Source organism: Candidatus Blochmanniella camponoti (assembly GCF_023585825.1).
Classification (GTDB): domain Bacteria; phylum Pseudomonadota; class Gammaproteobacteria; order Enterobacterales; family Enterobacteriaceae; genus Blochmanniella; species Blochmanniella camponoti.
Map to the genome: position 1 here is coordinate 462,941 of NZ_CP097751.1, position 19,813 is coordinate 482,753.

Annotated in this window: 14 protein-coding genes, 2 tRNA genes and 1 pseudogene; 13 read left to right on the forward strand and 4 right to left on the reverse strand. The window is 30.8% G+C overall.

Annotated elements, in window-relative coordinates:
• Window positions 1–953: 953 nt before the first annotated feature.
• Together M9394_RS01930 and cutA are read right to left on the reverse strand one after the other, a co-directional pair.
• Window positions 954–1,026, reverse strand: a tRNA-Phe gene (locus M9394_RS01930).
• Window positions 1,027–1,390: 364 nt separating this feature from the next.
• Entirely contained in the window at window positions 1,391–1,675 is a 285-nt protein-coding gene (gene cutA / locus M9394_RS01935; RefSeq protein ID WP_250247053.1) for a divalent-cation tolerance protein CutA, read from the reverse strand.
• A gap of 452 nt (window positions 1,676–2,127) precedes the next feature.
• Between cutA and M9394_RS01940 the strand changes: the two genes are divergently transcribed.
• The 3 genes from M9394_RS01940 (at window position 2,128) to efp (ending at window position 4,803) form a co-directional block, all read left to right on the forward strand.
• Complete coding sequence (locus tag M9394_RS01940; protein ID WP_011282622.1) at window positions 2,128–2,421, forward strand: co-chaperone GroES; 294 nt, start codon at window positions 2,128–2,130, stop codon at window positions 2,419–2,421.
• Window positions 2,422–2,470: 49 nt separating this feature from the next.
• Complete coding sequence (gene groL, locus M9394_RS01945) at window positions 2,471–4,108, forward strand: chaperonin GroEL (RefSeq protein WP_250247051.1); 1,638 nt, start codon at window positions 2,471–2,473, stop codon at window positions 4,106–4,108.
• Window positions 4,109–4,236: 128 nt separating this feature from the next.
• A complete protein-coding gene (efp, locus tag M9394_RS01950) occupies window positions 4,237–4,803 on the forward strand; it encodes an elongation factor P (RefSeq protein ID WP_250249797.1) in 567 nt (188 codons plus the stop codon).
• Between the two features lie 14 nt (window positions 4,804–4,817).
• Here efp and mscM read toward each other — a convergent pair whose 3' ends face one another.
• Together mscM and asd are read right to left on the reverse strand one after the other, a co-directional pair.
• Window positions 4,818–8,204 (reverse strand): miniconductance mechanosensitive channel MscM, encoded by a 3,387-nt coding sequence (gene mscM / locus M9394_RS01955; RefSeq protein WP_250249799.1) that lies wholly within the window; start codon window positions 8,202–8,204, stop codon window positions 4,818–4,820.
• Window positions 8,205–8,262: 58 nt separating this feature from the next.
• On the reverse strand, window positions 8,263–9,141 hold the full coding sequence (gene asd / locus M9394_RS01960; RefSeq protein ID WP_250249801.1) for an archaetidylserine decarboxylase: 879 nt from the start codon (window positions 9,139–9,141) through the stop codon (window positions 8,263–8,265).
• Between the two features lie 714 nt (window positions 9,142–9,855).
• Here asd and orn point away from each other — a divergent pair.
• The 10 genes and pseudogenes from orn (at window position 9,856) to M9394_RS02010 (ending at window position 19,741) form a co-directional block, all read left to right on the forward strand.
• Window positions 9,856–10,395 carry an oligoribonuclease gene (gene orn, locus M9394_RS01965; RefSeq protein WP_250247043.1) on the forward strand — a complete coding sequence of 180 codons (540 nt, stop codon included), beginning with the start codon at window positions 9,856–9,858 and terminating at the stop codon, window positions 10,393–10,395.
• A gap of 155 nt (window positions 10,396–10,550) precedes the next feature.
• Window positions 10,551–10,626 (forward strand) — tRNA-Gly (locus M9394_RS01970).
• 580 nt (window positions 10,627–11,206) lie between these two features.
• Window positions 11,207–11,695, forward strand: a complete 489-nt coding sequence (tsaE, locus tag M9394_RS01975; protein WP_250247041.1) for a tRNA (adenosine(37)-N6)-threonylcarbamoyltransferase complex ATPase subunit type 1 TsaE — start codon at window positions 11,207–11,209, stop codon at window positions 11,693–11,695.
• On the forward strand, window positions 11,692–12,960 hold the full coding sequence (locus M9394_RS01980; RefSeq protein WP_250249803.1) for an N-acetylmuramoyl-L-alanine amidase: 1,269 nt from the start codon (window positions 11,692–11,694) through the stop codon (window positions 12,958–12,960). Before tsaE ends, M9394_RS01980 begins: the two co-directional genes overlap by 4 nt.
• Window positions 12,961–13,218: 258 nt before the next feature.
• Complete coding sequence (gene miaA / locus M9394_RS01985; protein WP_250249805.1) at window positions 13,219–14,133, forward strand: tRNA (adenosine(37)-N6)-dimethylallyltransferase MiaA; 915 nt, start codon at window positions 13,219–13,221, stop codon at window positions 14,131–14,133.
• 93 nt (window positions 14,134–14,226) lie between these two features.
• Window positions 14,227–14,466 (forward strand): annotated as a pseudogene (hfq, locus tag M9394_RS01990) (RNA chaperone Hfq); the annotation flags it as partial.
• A gap of 157 nt (window positions 14,467–14,623) precedes the next feature.
• On the forward strand, window positions 14,624–15,910 hold the full coding sequence (hflX, locus tag M9394_RS01995; protein WP_250247036.1) for a ribosome rescue GTPase HflX: 1,287 nt from the start codon (window positions 14,624–14,626) through the stop codon (window positions 15,908–15,910).
• Window positions 15,911–15,965: 55 nt separating this feature from the next.
• Complete coding sequence (gene hflK, locus M9394_RS02000; protein WP_250249807.1) at window positions 15,966–17,261, forward strand: FtsH protease activity modulator HflK; 1,296 nt, start codon at window positions 15,966–15,968, stop codon at window positions 17,259–17,261.
• The gene (gene hflC / locus M9394_RS02005; protein ID WP_250249808.1) at window positions 17,262–18,290 is read left to right on the forward strand and encodes a protease modulator HflC; all 1,029 of its coding nucleotides are present in this window, start codon (window positions 17,262–17,264) and stop codon (window positions 18,288–18,290) included.
• A 152-nt stretch (window positions 18,291–18,442) separates the two neighbouring features.
• Window positions 18,443–19,741 (forward strand): adenylosuccinate synthase, encoded by a 1,299-nt coding sequence (locus M9394_RS02010; RefSeq protein ID WP_250249810.1) that lies wholly within the window; start codon window positions 18,443–18,445, stop codon window positions 19,739–19,741.
• Window positions 19,742–19,813 lie beyond the last annotated feature (72 nt).

Here is a 19,813-nt window from a genome sequence, read left to right on the forward strand (position 1 = left end):
CGAATCATATATATAGCTACACGACATACAAGATTTAGTAAATCTAGACCAGTAAGTATTGGTTAACAACATAGATTACTATTTTTGCAATGAAGAAATTAATATGTTTGTTTGTTGTGATGATCAACGATTTGGCTGTATAGAAAAAAAAATGAAATGATCTCAATTGAATATTTTATAGAGAGCAAATGTTATTTATGAAAATAATATTTTTGAAAATAATCACAACAATTATTGTGATATATAAATAATATTAGTTTTCCTTAATGAAATTTAGGATATTAATGTTAATTTGTTACTTCATTGTTATTGAGTATAATTACAAATTATATTTTTAATGTGTTGTTTTTAACATTTACATGTTAGTTGTTAATTTTTTAATTATATAGTTATTAAGTAGAGATAATTTTTAGTAATCTTTAGTTAAAGTATGTGGTTATTCGAATGTATGATTGTAATTGCTTAGTATTCATATTTTGAGCAATTTTAATCAGTTAATACAAAACTATCTATTAAAATATTATTGGTTATTAGTCTTCTAATAACCCTAGTAACTTGGATTAATAAATGAGTTTGCATTGATTAAATGTAGTATTATATGCTAAGTTTGTAGAACAATTTAAAATTTATCTTTTTAGAATTTTAGATATTTTGTACTAGATGCGTTGTTTATTTTTAGTTTTATCATAAAGTAATAGTTTTTATTTGAGTAGCTTATGATTTTTATTAATTTTAATTTTTGTTTATTTACACAAACGATGATTTTCTACTAACACTTCATGATTGTTGAGTTTTTATTAATCTTGTTATTTTTGCTATAGAAGTATATTACAATGCTCAACAGAAGATGTCTGGAGTTGCTTTCAGTTTTATGGCAGATTGTATAGAAATGCAACAAAAATAATTATTAATTTATTTAAACGTCACATCAACTGGACAGGGTCTTTAAGATGTGCCCGGACTTGGAATTGAACCAAGGACACGAGGATCTTCAGTCCTCTGCTCTACCGACTGAGCTATCCGGGCTTATTAGTTGTGTTTATTATATGCATACAAAAGAAATCTAATTGTATTATCTTTATTCTTTTGAATTCGTCAATATATTTTATCTGTTGATGATTACATTTCTATCTAAAATTATTTTCTATTTAGAAATAATTTTAGATAAGATGCTTCATTGGAAGAAAGTTTTATATGTTCCTATTTGTATAGGAAGATTTGGAGAAATTTTAATATAAGATGGTATTTTCTTTTTTAATTTTTAAATATTACGATTGTAATAAAATTTAAAAATAAAGTTTATTTTATATAGTATATTCGGCGGTGATTATATTATTGGTGTTGCGTTATCAATGATTGCGCTGTGTTTTTTGTATTCATAGAATATTAGTTAGTGTTTTCGTAATACAGATTGCATCCATGATAAATAATTTGACTCCCCATCTATAATGGGGAGCACTAAAAATTCTGGAATTTTGTAGGGATGTAATTGTTGAATTGTGTTTAACACCGCTTCTTTTAAGGAACTTCGTGTCTTGATTAATAATTGTAATTCATCCTTTTCTTTCAAAGCGTTGTCCCAATAATAAAACGAGCGAACTTCATGTAATAAAGTTATGCATGCCGCTAATTTGTGATGCAATAAAGTTTTCGTTAAATTCAAAACAATGGACATATCGTTAGGTGTGGTACACAAAATTATTATCATTTTTCTCTGTAAACAATTTGGTTAGGTATTTTTTAGTTATATCTATATCGTTATGGTGAAATTTTCTAAACAACAGAAAAGAAACGGTTTACCTGATTATTTTAATTGTATATTCACTTTAATAAATGGCATAGTGTTTATATTATTGTTTGTTTATTATACTAGATAATGATTGTGTGTGAAGTATTAAGTAAATAAATATTAACTTTTCTTAATTAAAAGCAGATGTGCTTATGAAGGTACGAATATGGACACATATAAAAAATTTTCTTGCCCCCCCTTGAAGCAATCTTGAATGCCCCCATTTTAGGTATTGTCCTGAAGTGGTGAATATTAATAAAGTTTGCATATGATGTTTAATGTCATAATTTATTAATGTAGGATGCGAATAGTTAGATAACATAATTAGGGAGCATTAAATGAAAATTCGTCCATTGCATGATCGTGTAATTGTTAAACGTAAAGAGGTTGAATCGAAGTCTGCGGGAGGTATTGTGTTGACTGGATCTGCAGCAGGAAAATCTACTCGCGGAGAAGTATTGGCTGTTGGTCATGGCCGCGTTTTGGAAAACGGGGGGGTAAAAGCTTTAGATGTGCGTATTGGTGATACCGTAATTTTCAATGACGGGTATGGCGTAAAAGTGGAGAAAATTGATAATGAAGAAGTATTAATTATGTCAGAAAGCGATATCCTTGCTATCGTTGAGAAATAATTCGCGACTAACTTATTAATTGAACTTGGAAATCTTTAAGGAAAATGAAATGGCAGCTAAAGATGTGAAATTTGGTAATGATGCGCGTGTCAAAATGCTACGCGGAGTGAATGTGTTGGCTGACGCAGTGAAAGTTACTCTTGGTCCTAAAGGTAGAAATGTGGTATTAGATAAATCTTTTGGGGCTCCAGTTATAACTAAAGATGGGGTATCTGTGGCACGAGAAATTGAATTAGAAGACAAATTTGAAAATATGGGCGCTCAAATGGTGAAGGAGGTTGCTTCTAAAGCAAATGATTCTGCAGGTGATGGAACCACTACTGCAACTGTGTTAGCTCAATCTATAGTTAATGAAGGACTAAAAGCTGTAGCTGCTGGAATGAATCCCATGGATTTAAAACGTGGAATTGATAAGGCAGTAGTTGCAGCAGTAGAAGAATTGAAAAAACTGTCTGTGCCTTGTTCAGATCCTAAAGCTATTGCTCAAGTGGGTACTATTTCTGCAAATTCTGATGAAACTGTTGGTAAACTTATTGCGCAAGCAATGGATAAGGTGGGAAAAGAAGGAGTTATCACTGTAGAAGAAGGGTCGGGTTTACAGGATGAATTAGACGTAGTTGAAGGTATGCAATTTGACCGTGGTTATCTTTCTCCTTATTTTGTTAATAAACCTGAAAGCGGTACAGTGGAACTAGAACATCCTTTCATTTTATTAGCAGACAAAAAGATTTCTAATATTAGAGAAATGTTACCTATATTAGAATCTGTTGCAAAAGCAGGTAAGCCATTGCTTATTATTGCTGAAGATGTAGAAGGTGAAGCTTTAGCGACTTTGGTTGTAAATAATATGCGTGGTATAGTAAAAGTAACTGCTGTAAAGGCACCAGGTTTTGGTGATCGACGTAAAGCTATGTTACAAGATATAGCTGTATTGACTGCGGGAACTGTGATTTCTGAAGAAATTGGATTGGAATTGGAAAAAGCAACATTAGAAGATATGGGGCAAGCTAAACGTGTAGTTATTACTAAAGATGCTACTACTATTATTGACGGGATAGGTAATAAGTCTGCTATAAATAGTCGCGTAGCACAGATTAATCAACAACGTGATGAAGCTACTTCTGATTATGATCGTGAGAAGCTGCAAGAACGTGTTGCTAAATTAGCTGGTGGAGTTGCAGTAATTAAAGTTGGAGCAGCTACTGAAGTAGAAATGAAAGAAAAGAAAGCGCGTGTAGAGGATGCGCTACATGCAACTCGCGCTGCTGTTGAAGAAGGTGTAGTTGCGGGTGGTGGTGTTGCTTTAATTCGTGTAGCTAATGCTATTAGAAATCTATGTGGTGATAATGAAGATCAAAATGTTGGTATCAAGGTAGCTCGCCGTGCAATGGAAGCTCCTTTGCGTCAAATTATGGCGAATGCCGGAGAAGAACCATCAGTAATCGCTAATAATGTCAGATCAGGAGAAGGTAATACCGGTTATAATGCTGCTACTGAAAAATATGGTAATATGATCGAATTGGGGATTTTAGATCCTACTAAAGTAACTCGTTCTGCTTTGCAATATGCGGCATCTATTGCAGGTTTAATGATTACTACTGAATGTATGGTTACTGAATTACCTAAAGAAGATAAACCAGATTTAGGAAATGCAGGAGCTGGCGGTAACATGGGGGGCATGATGTAGTTGAGATCAATTTTACGATAATCACTGAAACAAACACCCCTGATCTAATTAGATCAGGGGTGTTTGTTTCAGTGATTATCGTAAAATGTTGATTAATTTTTTTACAGATTTCATTCATAATAATTTTTATGGTATTATACAGCATTAATGAATTTAGAACTGGACTTAAGATCATTCAAAATAGAGAACCGTGTGTTATCATTAGTCACGAGTCCATAAAACCTGGAAAAGGACAAGCTTTTAGTCGTGTAAGGCTTAGACAAATAATTTCTGGTAAAATCTTAGAGAAGACTTTCAAGTCTGGAGATTTTTTAGAATCAGCTAATATCACGGAGATCAGATTGGTTTATGTCTATCATGACAATGAATTTTGGTATTTCATGGATGAAAAAAATTTTGAAGAAATCGCAGTTGCTGCAAAAATAATAGGGACGAACATAAAATGGATTACAACTCAATTACATTACATAGTAACTCTATGGAACAAAGTACCAATTCTTGTAACTCCTCCTGATTGTATAGAATTAGAAATTATAAAAATTACTCCGATAAAAAAGAATAGCACTGGATCGTCTGGTGTTAAATTAGCTACCGTCAGCACTGGCGCTGTAGTTAAAGTCCCATTTTTTATTCAATTGGGAGAATTAATTAAAATTAATACTCGTTTAGGCACATATATGTCCCGAGCAAAGTAAAGCATTGATAATACTTATGTTATTGTGTAATAATTTGTGTTCGGGTAGTTAGAATCAAAATTATTAATAGACAGTTGATTATTATAAAGATAATTAGGTATGCATGGTAATTTTATTCCATTATTTTGATAATATTCTATAATTAACATATGCATTTGATGACATAGAGGCATACGCAGTTTTATATCTGATATATGTATTCGTATTTCAAACATAGGTAGTCCTTGTTGCAAATCTACTAAATATACTTCTGGAGGCGGGGTATTTAAGGAAAAAGAAGAATTTTTTGCTATTTGTAATAAAACTTTTACTATTTTTTTCATATCTGTTTGAAAAGGAGCAGGTACACGTAGTACTACTCGTGTTAATGTATCCGATAAAGACCAATTAATGAATTGTTTTGTAATAAATTCTTTATTTGGAATAATGATTTCTTTATGATTCCAATCAGTAATAATAGTTGCACGAGTGTTAATTCGAGTAATATTACCGGTAAGTTTGTTAATAGTTACAGTGTCACCAATACGAATTGGTTTTTCAAAAAGTATCATTAAACCAGATACAAGATTAGCAAATATTTCTTGCAATCCAAAACCTAATCCAACACCCAATGCTGCTATTAACCATTGTATTTTAGTCCATTCTATGCCTATCAAAGAACATCCTATTATTCCGCCAAGGAACATCAATATGTACTTAATTAATGTGGTAATAGCATATCCTGTACCTGGTGTGAGGTCTAAATGTTGTAAAACGGTAAGTTCTAAAAACGCTGGTAAGTTTTTCACTGTTTTTGTGGTAATAACAATTACTAGAATAGCAATAAGAAATGAATTTAATGTTATAGGTTGAATATTGTCTACCCCTTTTATAGTAGAAGTGACATCCCATAATGTAATATTTTCTAAAAAAGAAAATGAAGAATGTAATTCAGACCACAATAAAGTCATTAATAATAAGGCAATAATAGTAATAATAGATCGTATCAATTGTAATGATTGTGTGCTAATAGTATCTAAATCTAAAATCTTGCTATTTTTTTCATCATTAGATACCAATTTATTAGTTTGTAGTAGTTGAGAAGAATTAGATTCATTATGTGTTCTTAGAGTTAATTGTAGAATTCGTTTTTGTTTGGCGCGTTCGAAAGCAATACGACGTCGTTGGATCGATGTCCATCTACGAATTATATGGTATACGATTAATGATATAATCCAAATGAATAACGATGTTTCCAGTCGCGCTAATAGTTCTTGCGCGATAAATAAATAGCCTAATATACAAGAAATTGCTGCTATTACTGGTGCACATATTATTATATTCCATAAACCATGATTGATGATATTGTCAGAAGAATCGTGTTTGTTTAAATATAAAGGCAATCCAGAATGTTTTAGGTTATTGGTAATAAAAGTTAAATAAATACATAATAGAATAAAACATAAACGACCCAAAGTATTGGAAAACTCTCTATCGTTATAATTATTAAATATAGTTAGCATCATTATTAAAAAAACAATTGTTCCAACAGCCCAGGTATAATGATGCGAAAAAACTTTTTGAACTCTTTTTTTAGACCAACCAAAATGAACAATAAATAATCCTTTTGAAGACGAGAAATAAGCGCCTACTATGGATATCCATAATATGAAAGTTGTAACCTTAATTCCATCATTAATTGCAACAGAAACAGGATATAGCCAATCATGGTTCAAACTATACCCTACGAACGCCCATAATATCGGGATTGGTAAAGCTATCAACATTGAATACCATATATTATAAAAAGTGAGCAAGAAACTATCTTGATTTACTTTTCCTATTTTTTTACTAGATTGTTCTAAAAATGTTTGATAATGATAATGTATAGCACAATACAATCCAGTTGATATTATAATACACGATATTATTAGTATCAGTGTTTTGCGCATAGTACAGATCCTATTTAACAAAGATATTATTTGGTAATTAGACTCATCTGAAGTTAATAGTTTGTATAAATCTTGATAAACGTTTAAAGGATAAGATATAGTAATTGGATGAAAATCAGCAATCCAAAATAAATGGCGATGTGCAGTTTTTTGTACATCTTGTAGTGCTTCTTTAAGTTGTCTGTGAGCAATTTTTAATTTTGTTAATTCTAAAATTTGTGCATCAAAACTATTCAACAATGAAGTGATAAGGTTACGTTGTATGGTGAGTTGTGTCTCCAGAATATGTTTGTGGGGGGCTGTTAGTGGTGTGCCGTCGTCTTGTTTAATTTGTGATGATAGTGGTATTATTTTCTTCAATTGATTTTCATATTGTAGACGTTTAGTTCTTAGTTGCGCCATATCATGATCTAGTTGTCGAGATTTAGGTATTTCTGGCAACTTAGAGACTTGAGAACGCAGTGTTTCTTTAAGAACTGAAGATGCATCTAACCACTGTGCTTGTTCATTTAAGTTGTTGAAGGTCTGGCGTACTTGTAATATACATGACGCAACTTCTTGCTTGTTCGACTCGATACTGTTTATGCGATGTGTCTGTTGATTTAGAATAATTGAAAGATCACGATTGATTTGTAATTGTTTTTCGATGGATTTTGGCAATGTGTTATTATGTTCTGTTAATGTTTTTTTGATATAATCAATGGATTGGTTTTTTCCTTTTTGACATAAATAATTTAACTGGTGTCTTAGTGTGTGTGCTTCATTGTTTATATAATTGTATTTTTTTTTAAGCAATTCTATGCGTAGCCGGGATAATTCTTTACGATTGTTGATGCTTAGTTCAGCAAGCTTAAGCTCGGCCACTTTTAGCTGTCTAGCTGTTTGTTCTGATTGTAACACAGCAAATTTAGATTGTTCTATTAGAGTATTTGCATTTGTATATAATATTTGTCGTTGCTCTAAATTATTTAATATATTTTGAGCTGCAACTTGTTGTTGCGGTAGTAATATTAATAATTCATTGATAGAACGTACATGATTATGTTCTTGCTTTAATTGTTCTGACAAATCTGTTAATTGATTATCAATGCGAAATAATTTTTGTTTTAGTTCATTCTCAGAAAGATTTTTATCAATATCAATGATGGTATTGGATGTATTATTATACTCTTCATATAATTGAAGAGTTATGTATGAAAAGTCGTTTATGATTTTTTGGTATTCTTGAATTTTAATGTTAGAATGTTTTTGTTCAGAAATAAAATGCAACGCAGATTGTAGATTATCTATAATGGCTTTTTGATGAGCATTTATATGCTCTTTTTTCTGCGCATATTGTAAATATTTTTTTATTTCTTGTTCATTTAAGAAATTATAAGAAAATGTTACTAATGGAAGTAACCATGTTATTATGTATGTCAATAAAAAAAAATATTTAAAAAATATAGTTTTCTTTTGAATAGTAACCATATATACACAATATTATTGTGTGATTCTGAAAATATATAATGTAAATTACGTGTAATTATTATTTTTGACTATATCCTTGCGCTAAGGGCAAGCCAATACGAGCAATATCATACGGTTGTAGTAGATTGTTTAAAATAACTTTTTTATCACCGAACAAATTAATAACAGTAGATCCTAACTTGAATAAACCCATTTCATCTCCTTTTTGTAATATTATTGAATCATCGGTATTTGTATTATTTGATGAATAACGCCAATGTCTAACAATACCTTCGCGTGGCGGGGTAATGGTGCCTAGCCATGTAGTTTCAATACTCCCTACTATTATAGCACCAATTAAAATTTGAGCCATATAACCAAAATCTGTTTCAAATAAACAAATGATTCTTTCATTACGAGAAAATATATTAGGCATGTTTTTAGTAATTTTTGGATGTACTGAAAATAAATTACCCGGTATATATAGCACTTCACGGAGTGTGCCTGTGCAAGGCATGTAGATACGATGGCAGTTTTGTGGGGGTATATAAATAATAACGAAACTTCCATTAACAAAATACTTAATGATATTGTCATGACCTGCTAGTAACCCATCTAAATGATAAGGGGTATTTTTTACCTGAAAGATATTTTTTTGGCTTATTTTTCCTATTTGAGTGATGATCCCATCAGCTGGGATAATTAACGTAGATGGGTTGGCATCGATAGGTCGGGCATTTTTATGTAGCTTTCGAGTAAAAAATGCATTAAATGTTGTATAATCGGTTAAATTAGGTTTATCGGATTCTTTCATGTCTATTTTATAAATATGGATGAATAGCGCAATAGCATAACGTGTTATCCATCCACCTTTCCATGAGGCTCCAAGTCCTACCAAATAAGTAATCCAGTACTTTGGTAGTAAATATTGCAATAAAATCTGTATTTTTTCTAACATAATGTATACCTAATTTGGAGATTAATTTGTAATTATGAGATAATGATTAGATTATGTATTTCGCTGTTAGATTGCGTTGGAAATTCATATTTCTTCTAAAAATGAGTATAACATATAGTATGTTATTAATCGCATAAAAGTTGTAAAAGTTGTCTACAGTTTCACTGTAGAAATAAAGTGAATTGTATTGTCGATAAAAATCGATGAAGTCATATTGATTATTAATGACATAGTTTTTATTGATTTTTTTAAGGATGTATGTAGTTATACATTTTATAAATGTAGTTACGCGAAATCTTTATGATCATGAATTTATTTTAAATTTGAGATAAAAAGTAATTATTCACGTTTGTAGTATTATTTAAAATTTATAGCTGAAATTGTTTGTGGTTTGTTGGTAATCAATTTTATTTTTTCTGAAATATTGTAAAAATGAAATTTGTAAATAATAAATCTGTAATTTTATTTAAATAATGCGATGATTTATTTTTAATATTTGATGTGTGTTTACAGAATATGTTAATATCAATCTACACTTTTAAAAATGTAGATTGATATTTGTTAGCATCATATATAAACAGTATTAGATAAATTTCATAAATATTTAGTATAGATTAAGAATAATGTGAGTAATATGAATTAAATAAGTTTAGCACTGTAGTGATGTCATTTATTTGAAGCAGAGATTCAGTATATAAGTGTAAGCGGGGTTTTATGCGTGATGATAATTTGATATGGATTGATCTAGAGATGACTGGACTAAATCCAGAATGGGATCGTATTTTAGAAATAGCTACTTTAGTTACCGATAGTAAATTGAATATTTTATCGGAGGGTCCTGTTATATCAATACATCAATCTGAATCTCAACTGTTATTAATGGATGATTGGAACACACGCGTTCATAGTGCTACTGGATTAGTAAAAAAGGTGAGATGTAGTACATTGGATGAGATTAGTGCATCTAATTTGACAATAAAGTTTTTAAGAAATTGGGTCGGTTTTAAAAAATCACCGATATGTGGAAATAGTATAGCTCAGGATCGTCTATTTTTATTCCGATATATGCCAGAGTTAGAATCATATTTTAATCATCGTTATTTAGATGTGAGCACGATTAAAGAATTAATGATTCGTTGGAGACCAGATTTGATATCTGGATTACGGTTACAGAAAACCCATTGTGCATTGGATGACATTCGCGAATCTGTTTCAGAATTAATGTATTATCGCAAGCATTTTATCCAATTATAAGGCGCCATAAAATTAATAATATAGATATTATTTGAAAGCGTAAGAAAAATCAATTAATAAAATGGTTAGTTGGTGTAGTTTGTAACTGTTGCTAAATCTACGATGTAGATTCATTGAAATATAATTATTATATTTTTATTTTTTATTTAAAGTAAGCGGGAATAGCTCAGCTGGGAGAGCACAACCTTGCCAAGGTTGGGGTCGCGAGTTCAAATCTCGTTTCCCGCTCCATTTTAGTATTTGCTTTTATATCATTGATACTGTCATATATTTTAGTCCTAAATGAAGTTTAAAATAAGCGTATTATTAATACATTTTAAAGTGGTTAATTATATATAAATCAGGAATTATTTGTTGTTTAAAAATAAATTGAGCATCAATATTTATTGATACGGTAATGAGTTGGCAAATCAATGGATAGCGAATATGACAACATTATTTGCGGTCTTACGAGAAAAGATATAGTGTATGATTTTTTTCAATATATTTGATTAGACATTTATTTGCTTTACTCTTTATATCAAATTACAACATTGATATAAAGAGTAAACCTTTTCTGGTATAATCTATAGTAATTTAAATTAATTTTAAATGTGCTCAGATTATTATTTTTAATTTTAACTAAAAATTTTATTTAATGTAGAGTGATGTAATTAGTATTTTTTTATAATTTTGGATTTGTTATATAAGTTTTATATATATTGTTATGTGCCTACAAAAATTAATTGAATAATAAATGATTATGTTAAGATTTCTTATATTATTTTACTTATAAAAATACTTTGGTGTATAAGATCTTAAATTTATATTAATGATGAAGAAATATGTATTGGTGTTATCTGACGAATTAAAAACTCTGTCATTAGGTGCTACTTTGGCTTCTGTTTGTGTTCAAGGTTGTGTAATTTATTTAAATGGCTATGTAGGATCAGGAAAATCTGTTTTTTGTAAGGGATTTTTACATGCATTAGGACATAATGGACATATACATAGCCCTACTTACACTTTAATTGAATCTTATATTTTGACACATTGGCGTGTGTGTCATTTTGATTTTTATCGGTTAATTTCTTCAGAAGAACTGGAGTACATGGGAATTAGAGATTATTTTGATGGGCGTACTGTATGTTTAATAGAGTGGCCAAAACAAGGAATGGGAATTTTACCGAAAGAAGATATTGCAATCACTATAAATTATTATAATCGTAAAGAATCTAGGCAAGTTATTATAGAATCTTTTAGTAATTTAGGTCACAAAATGTTAGATGCTTTGTTAGCATGTTGGAAGCTAGACACATGAAGTTAAAATACGAAATAATTTTCGTAATGACAATATTTTCAAGATATTTATGTGTTGAACCAGTTATAGCATCAACTCTTAGTTCAATTTCTGTTACCAATAATGCAAATCAAGCTATAGTAACATTAGACAGCTCTGTTGTTCCCGTGTATATGATATTTTCCTTACATAACCCGGAAAGAATTGTAATAGATCTTTTAAAAATATCTAAAGTTCAAAAAAATATATTTCCAATAAATTTTAATGGTACTAATTTAGTTAAATGCATTCGAACAAATACATCTCTTAATCACCAGAGTATACGTATAGTATTAGATCTAACCTTTCCTTCAGATATAGGAACAGTAACACAAAAACAAATAAAAGAACATTATCGTATTATATTAACAATTTTGAAAAAAAAATTTACTATTCCTGAGGTAAATACTCGCAAAACATCACCCATTATACATCGTAAAGTTCATGTTAATCCCGGTCAAGTGATAAATAATCAAAAGAGAATAATAGATACGCAATTTAGAAAAAATCAGAATCACAATAAGATATTATCTCCTATTATTGTAGCTATCGATGCTGGACATGGAGGGCAGGACCCAGGAGCTACAGGTCACCATGGAATATATGAAAAAAATATCACAATTAACATAGCTAAAAAACTAAAAATATTATTGGATTTAGACCCGAGTTTTAAAGCTGTTATGATTCGGGATGGAGACTATTTTCTATCGGTCATGGAACGCTCTAATTTGGCTCGAAAAAGAGAAGCGAATGTATTGGTGTCTATTCATGCAGATTCTGCTTCAAACACTAATGTTAGAGGGGCGTCAGTTTGGGTGTTATCTAATCGTCGTGCTAAAAGTGAAATGATACATTGGCTACAACGCAGTGAGAAACACGCAGAGTTATTAGGAGGATTGGGAGATATACTGACCAGCTATCATAGTGATCCGTATTTTAATCATTTAGTTTTAGATTTGCAATTTGGTTATGCTCAACGAGCAGGGTATGATATTGCAGCACATGTTTTACATCAATTAAAAAATATTACTCCTTTACATAAGGATATACCTGAGTATTCTAGTTTTGGTATATTACGATCCCCTGATATTCCGTCTATTTTAGTAGAGACCGGATTTATTAGTAATGTAAAAGATGAATTTCTGTTGGTTAGTAGTGGATATCAAGAAAAAATAGCTAATGCTTTGTACAAAGGCTTACGTTCTTATTTCATAATGTCACAACAAAAATTATTGGATCATTCATAATCTTAAAAAAATGTATTTACTGTAAATTAATAAATGAAAAAGCAACAATTATTATATTAAATAAGTTATTATACATGCAGTTTTTCCAGAAATAATTATTAATGTTTTTTGCATATACTTATATATAAGAGTTAACATGCGTCTCTAAATAATTGAATTTTTTGATAAATTATAGAAATGATTTCAGGTAATAACATTTTTGATTTTATATAATTAAGGAAGAATTTTATTAAACATCGACCATTAGTTATATTTTTAATGGGTCCTACGGCTTCTGGAAAAACAAGTTTAGCTGTAGCTTTAAAAAAAAGAAAAGAAAAAGTAGATATTATCAGCGTTGATTCGGCTTCGATATATCGTGATATGGATATCGGTACAGCTAAACCTGTTGCTGAAGAATTAAAATTAGCCCCGCATAAATTGATAGATATTCGTGATCCAGTTGAATGTTATTCAGCGGCAGATTTTTATCATGATGCGAATAATGAAATGGAAAACATTATACAGTCTGAACATACACCTTTGTTGGTAGGTGGAACGATGTTATATTTTAAAACTCTGCTAGAGGGGTTGTTTTTTTTACCAGCACCTAACCAAAAAATTCGTGATGATCTGAAATATGAAGCAAAAAGAACGGGATGGATAAATATACACGGTTTATTAAAACATATTGATCCGATTTCGGCCAACAAAATTCATTTAAATGATCATAAGAGAATAATCCGAGCATTAGAAATTTTTTTTATTTCTGGAAAAACATGGACAGAATTAAAACTAATTAATAGTCAAAAACTGAAATATCGATTTCACCAATTTGCTATTGTTCCATCAAGTCGTGATTTATTACATAAACGAATTGAGAAACGTTTCCATAGAATGTTAGATATCGGATTTGAAGATGAAGTTATCAGATTATTTAATCGAGCTGATTTACATACAAAAGAAGTAAAATCGTCCATTTCTTGTGTAGGTTATCGTCAAATGTGGGAGTATTTATCTGGTGATATTAACTATAATCAGATGATAATTAAAGGAATTTGTGCTACTCGGCAACTTGCGAAACGACAATTAACCTGGTTACGTAGATGGCCGAATTTATGTTGGTTAAATAGTGATAATTTATCTGATGCAACTGATAGTATATTGAAGATATTAATTAAAAAATCCATTTAATATATAAAATTTAAAAAAAATTAAATTTGACAGTTATCTGCTTTATTTAGACCGTTTAGAATAATATAAAATTAATTTTTAAGGAAATTGAAAATGCACAAAGTTCAATCATTACAAGATCCATTTTTGAACGTATTACGTCGCGAGCGCATTCCGGTTTTTATTTATTTGGTAAACGGTATTAAATTACAAGGAGAAATTGAGTCTTTTGATAAATTTGTTATTTTGTTAAGAAATACAGTGAATCAAATGATTTATAAGCACGCTATATCTACTATTGTTCCTTCCCGTGTTGTTTCATATTATGTTGGTCGTGCTGGCAATCACACTACATTCTGATCGTTTGTTTTAGAGACTTTTTAATCTTTTAAAGTATGATTATGCATTAAACGTAGTATTATCGAATACTATTAAGTATGATATACTATACGCGTGATAACTTTATCATATGTGATTATATATGTATAACTTATTTATGGAGTAGCTTTTATTGTGTGATTCAGGTTATTCGGCTAATCAATCTATTTTAGTCCATACTTTTTTTGCTAAAAAAAAACAAAATGAAAATTTCAATTTACAGGAATTTTTATCTTTGGCATCTACGGCAGGCATGGAGGTATTGGATATTCTTACTAGTAATTGTAAGACTTGTCACGCTAAATATTTTATCGGGATCGGAAAAACATTAGAACTTGAACGAATGATTCGAAATCATTCTGTATCTATTGTGTTGTTTAATTGCATTTTATCTCCTCATCAAGAACGGAATCTTATGTGTTTATTGAAATGCAAGATAATTGATAGAAATCAACTGATTCTCAACATTTTTGCGCAACGTGCACGTACGTACGAAGGTAAATTGCAGGTGAAATTAGCTCAACTGAGGTATTTAAATTCTCGTTTAGTACATGAATGGAGTCATCTTGAGCGCCAAAAAGGAGGTATTGGTTTACGAGGGGGAGCAGGAGAGATGCAATTAGAAAGTGATCGCCGTTTATTACGTAAGGAGATGAACCAGATTTTATTGCGTCTAAAAAAAATAGAAAATCAACGGGAACAGGGCAGGCGACATCGTGTTAGAATTGGAGTACCTACTGTTTCTTTAGTAGGATATACAAATGCTGGAAAATCTACTTTATTTAACACAATGACCGCATCGCATGTGTATACATCATCGAAACTGTTTGCCACTCTTGATCCTACAAGTAGACGTATTGTATACAAAGGTGTACATGACGTTATATTAACAGACACGGTAGGTTTTATTCAAAATTTGCCACGCGGTTTAATATCTTCTTTTAAGGCGACTCTACAAGAAACAGTACAAGCAACTTTATTATTACACGTTGTAGACGTTGCTGATGAAAGATTTGAACAAAATATTAACACAGTACATTGTGTTTTAAGTAATTTGAGTGTTCATAATGTTCCAAGGATTTTGGTGATGAACAAGATAGATCAATTAAAAAAAATAGTGCCACGTATTGACCGAGATAATCATGGTTGTCCAATACGGGTCTGGATATCAGCTCAAAATAATTTAGGTCTTTCTTTATTGGTACAAGCTATTAATGAATTGCTATCAAATTATATGATTTCTTATGAATTACGAATGCCTATAAGTAACGGTTTATGCGAGAAGTTATATAAACTACAAGTTGTTAAACAATATTGGGTTGAAGATCATAATTATATTAGGTTAAAAATATATTTATCTTCTGTAAATTGGGGTCGTTTATTAAAAAATAATAAATTATTGATAGATTATATTGTTTAATATTTTTAAAATAAAGGAAATATATAGATCACTCATATAATGTGTGAGGAAAAATATGATTTGTAATCATCTTAATAACTATAAATATATTCATGATCCATGGGGACATCATGATAAGAATGATGTAGATCGTTCTTCTATCGAAGGTAAGAAGAAATCTGAATTTAATATATTAGATTCGGATAAATATTTGGATAAAATAACTGACAAATTCAATATATTTAGCAAGAAAAATAAAGATTCAGAAAAATTTCCTAAAAATAGAAATTTTTTTATAATGTTAATGTTAATTATTGTTGTTTTTGCGTGGATTATTAGTGGTTTGTACACGATTAAAGAAGCAGAACGAGGGGTAGTTTTAAGATTTGGAAAATATCATCATTTAGTACAACCAGGTTTAAATTGGAAACCTACTTTTTTTGATGTTGTAATTCCAGTAAATGTAGAATCAGTACGTGAATTAGCAGCTTCTGGTATGATGTTGACTTCAGATGAAAATGTAGTCCGAGTAGAGATGAATGTACAGTATCGTGTAACTGATCCAAAAAACTATTTATTTAACGTTATTGATGCTGACGATAGCTTGCGTCAAGCTACTGATAGTGCTTTGCGTGGAGTTATTGGGAAATATAATATGGATCGTATTTTAACAGAAGGACGCACGGTGGTACGTAGCGATACTCGAAGAGTGTTAGAGAAAACGATATATCCTTATAATATGGGTATTACTTTATTAGATGTAAACTTTCAAACAGCTCGCCCCCCAGAAGAGGTAAAAGCAGCATTTGATGATGCTATTGCCGCCCGAGAAAATGAACAACAATATATTCGTGAGGCTGAAGCTTATGCCAATGAAGTACAACCACGCGCCAATGGACACGCGCAACGTATTTTAGAGGAAGGTCGTGCGTATAAAGCACGCACTATCTTGGAAGCACAAGGTGAAGTACAAAGATTTACTAAAATTTTGCCAGAATATAAAGCAGCTCCTGAAATTACTCGTGAGCGATTATATATTAATTCTATGGAGCGTGTGCTAAGCAATACTAGAAAAATATTTGTAAATTCAAAAGATACACGGAATGTACTATTACTACCTTCAGGTCAATTAAAACAGATCAAAGATAACAATGATATTGTATATTCTGATAGTATTGATAATACTGATGACGCTTTGAATTTAAATCAAATATGTGCTACTAGTGATGCCAACATGAATAATGCGCAGTTAATATCAAAAAGTAACCATCTGTCTCGTCATACAAATGCTATACCTAAAGAAAAAGCATTAGACCAAAGACAGGCTAATATACAACGTGTTGATATTGCACGCAAAGGGAGAGAGTCGTAGATGATACGAAATTTTTTTTCATTTGTTATATGTGTAATAATAGTATTATTTTTCTCTTTATTTACAATAGAAGAGGGGCATAAGGGTATTATATTGCGTTTTGGTAAAGTATTACGCGATGCAGATAACAATTCATTAATTTATAATCCAGGATTGCATATAAAAATTCCATTTATTGAAACAATAAAAATTTTAGATTCACGTATTCAGACTATGGACAATCAAGCAGATCGCTTTGTTACTATGGAAAAAAAGGATTTGATTATTGACTCTTATGTAAAATGGCGTATTAGCGATTTGAGTCGATATTATTTAGCAACAGGAGGAGGGGATATTTGCCAAGCAGAAGTACTGATAAAACGAAAATTTTCCGACCGTTTACGTTCAGAATTAGGGAGATTGAATGTTCAAGGTATTGTGACAGATTCTCGAAATAAATTAATGACTGATGTACGTGCATCGTTAAATCATGGAACTTCAGGAGAGGAAGCGCCAGAATTTCATTTTAATAATAACATTAAACAGTTTAATTTTCATGCGAAAAATTATGATTCGTCAATGCAAGAACAATATCGTGTTTCTGATTTGGTTAATCCAAACAGTATGGCTGCGTTGGGCATTGAGATAGTGGATGTACGAATTAAGCAAATTAATTTGCCAACAGAAGTGTCTGATGCAATTTATCAACGTATGCGTGCAGAACGCGATGCTGTTGCTAGACGTCATAGATCACAGGGACGAGAAGAAGCGGAAAAATTACGTGCTACAGCAGATTATGAAGTAACACGTACTTTAGCTGAGGCTAAACGTCAGTCATTAATCATTCGGGGTGAAGCTGACGCAGAAACTGCTAAACTATATGCTACTACTTTTAATGAAGATCCTTCATTTTATGCTTTAGTACGTACCTTACGTGCATATGAAAATAGTTTTAAGAAAAACAATAATGATCTTATGGTGTTAAGCGCAGAAACTGATTTTTTTCGTTTTATGAAATCACCAAAAAGTACTACCGGGATTAACAATTAATTATGTAGTTAAAGAGTTCGTATATTCTTGGATAGTTATTATTCGTTATATTTGATATATAGAGTATATATTATATATGGTGTATGTCATAGAAACTATATATTTAATTTTATCACAAATAGTTAATTTGAATTAATAGGCGACTTTAAGAAATGGTTAGAAGTATTGTTGTGTTAGGAGCTCAATGGGGTGATGAAGGTAAAGGGAAAATAGTTGATTGGTTAACTTCCCGAGCTCAATATGTAGTACGTTATCAAGGAGGACACAATGCTGGACATACTATTATAGTAGACCAGAAAAAAATAACTTTACATTTAATTCCTTCTGGAATTTTGCATAATCATGTTACTACTGTTATTGCTAATGGTGTTGTGTTATCGCCAGTTTCTTTAATAAAAGAAATGAAAATGTTACTAAAATTAGGTGTATCAACGTGTAAACGCATATTTATTTCTGCATCTTGCCCACTGCTGCTACCTTATCATGTAGCAATGGATTTGGCTAGAGAAAACAATCACATCTCTAAAGCTATTGGTACCACGGGGTGTGGTATTGGGCCGTCATATGAGGATAAAGTTGCGCGACGTGCTTTACGAGTCAGCGATTTGTATAATCTAAAAATTTTTCAAAATAAGTTGAAAGATGTAGTCGATTATTATAATTTTCAATTAATTCATTATTATAAAACACAGCCTATCAATTATCAGATTGTTTTAGATGAAGTTATGTCGATATCTGACATACTGATAGATATGGTTGTCGATGTGCCTGAGTTATTAGATGATGCTGCAAAACGGGGTGATTCAGTGATATTTGAGGGAGCGCAGGGTAGTTTATTAGATATTGATCATGGAACATATCCTTATGTTACTTCCTCTCATACTATTGCTGGGAGTGTAAGTGTTGGCGCGGGAGTTGGTCTTAATTATATTGATTATGTTTTAGGTATTGTAAAAGCGTATTCTACTCGTGTTGGATTTGGTCCCTTTCCTACAGAATTGTCAAATGATACAGGTAATTGGTTATGTATGAATGGAAATGAATTTGGTTCTACTACCGGACGTCGTCGTCGTACTGGTTGGTTCGATGCGGTATCAGTACGATATTCTGTAAAAATTAATTCTTTTTTTTCGTGTTGTTTAACAAAACTTGATGTTTTGGATGGCTTAAAAGAGCTAAAAATTTGTATTGCATATCGCAAGAAAAATGGACAAGTAGTACACAATTTTCCATGTTCTTTGGAAGAACTGGAAAATTGTGTACCTATATACGAAACATTACCTGGGTGGATGATAAGTACCGTAGGTATCACGGAATTCCATCAGCTTCCTAAGGAGTCACAGCTTTATGTAAAACGTATAGAAGAACTTATTGGGGTTCCTATACATATTGTTTCTACCGGTTCAGATCGTTCTGCAATAATAATATTACGTAATCCATTTGATTCTTGATTAATATGAAGAAATTGATACACTTATTTTGAATAGAAGATTATTTGTGTGGTAAATAAATATTAAACTATA

Bases quoted from the DNA above. Each gene is read 5' to 3' on its own strand.
- cutA (WP_250247053.1), bottom strand. From the start codon at position 1,675: ATGTCCATTGTTTTGAATTTAACGAAAACTTTATTGCATCACAAATTA.
- M9394_RS01940 (WP_011282622.1), top strand. From the start codon at position 2,128: ATGAAAATTCGTCCATTGCATGATCGTGTAATTGTTAAACGTAAAGAG.
- groL (WP_250247051.1), top strand. From the start codon at position 2,471: ATGGCAGCTAAAGATGTGAAATTTGGTAATGATGCGCGTGTCAAAATG.
- efp (WP_250249797.1), top strand. From the start codon at position 4,237: ATGGTATTATACAGCATTAATGAATTTAGAACTGGACTTAAGATCATT.
- mscM (WP_250249799.1), bottom strand. From the start codon at position 8,204: ATGGTTACTATTCAAAAGAAAACTATATTTTTTAAATATTTTTTTTTA.
- asd (WP_250249801.1), bottom strand. From the start codon at position 9,141: ATGTTAGAAAAAATACAGATTTTATTGCAATATTTACTACCAAAGTAC.
- orn (WP_250247043.1), top strand. From the start codon at position 9,856: ATGCGTGATGATAATTTGATATGGATTGATCTAGAGATGACTGGACTA.
- tsaE (WP_250247041.1), top strand. From the start codon at position 11,207: ATGATGAAGAAATATGTATTGGTGTTATCTGACGAATTAAAAACTCTG.
- M9394_RS01980 (WP_250249803.1), top strand. From the start codon at position 11,692: ATGAAGTTAAAATACGAAATAATTTTCGTAATGACAATATTTTCAAGA.
- miaA (WP_250249805.1), top strand. From the start codon at position 13,219: ATGGGTCCTACGGCTTCTGGAAAAACAAGTTTAGCTGTAGCTTTAAAA.
- hflK (WP_250249807.1), top strand. From the start codon at position 15,966: ATGATTTGTAATCATCTTAATAACTATAAATATATTCATGATCCATGG.
- hflC (WP_250249808.1), top strand. From the start codon at position 17,262: ATGATACGAAATTTTTTTTCATTTGTTATATGTGTAATAATAGTATTA.
- M9394_RS02010 (WP_250249810.1), top strand. From the start codon at position 18,443: ATGGTTAGAAGTATTGTTGTGTTAGGAGCTCAATGGGGTGATGAAGGT.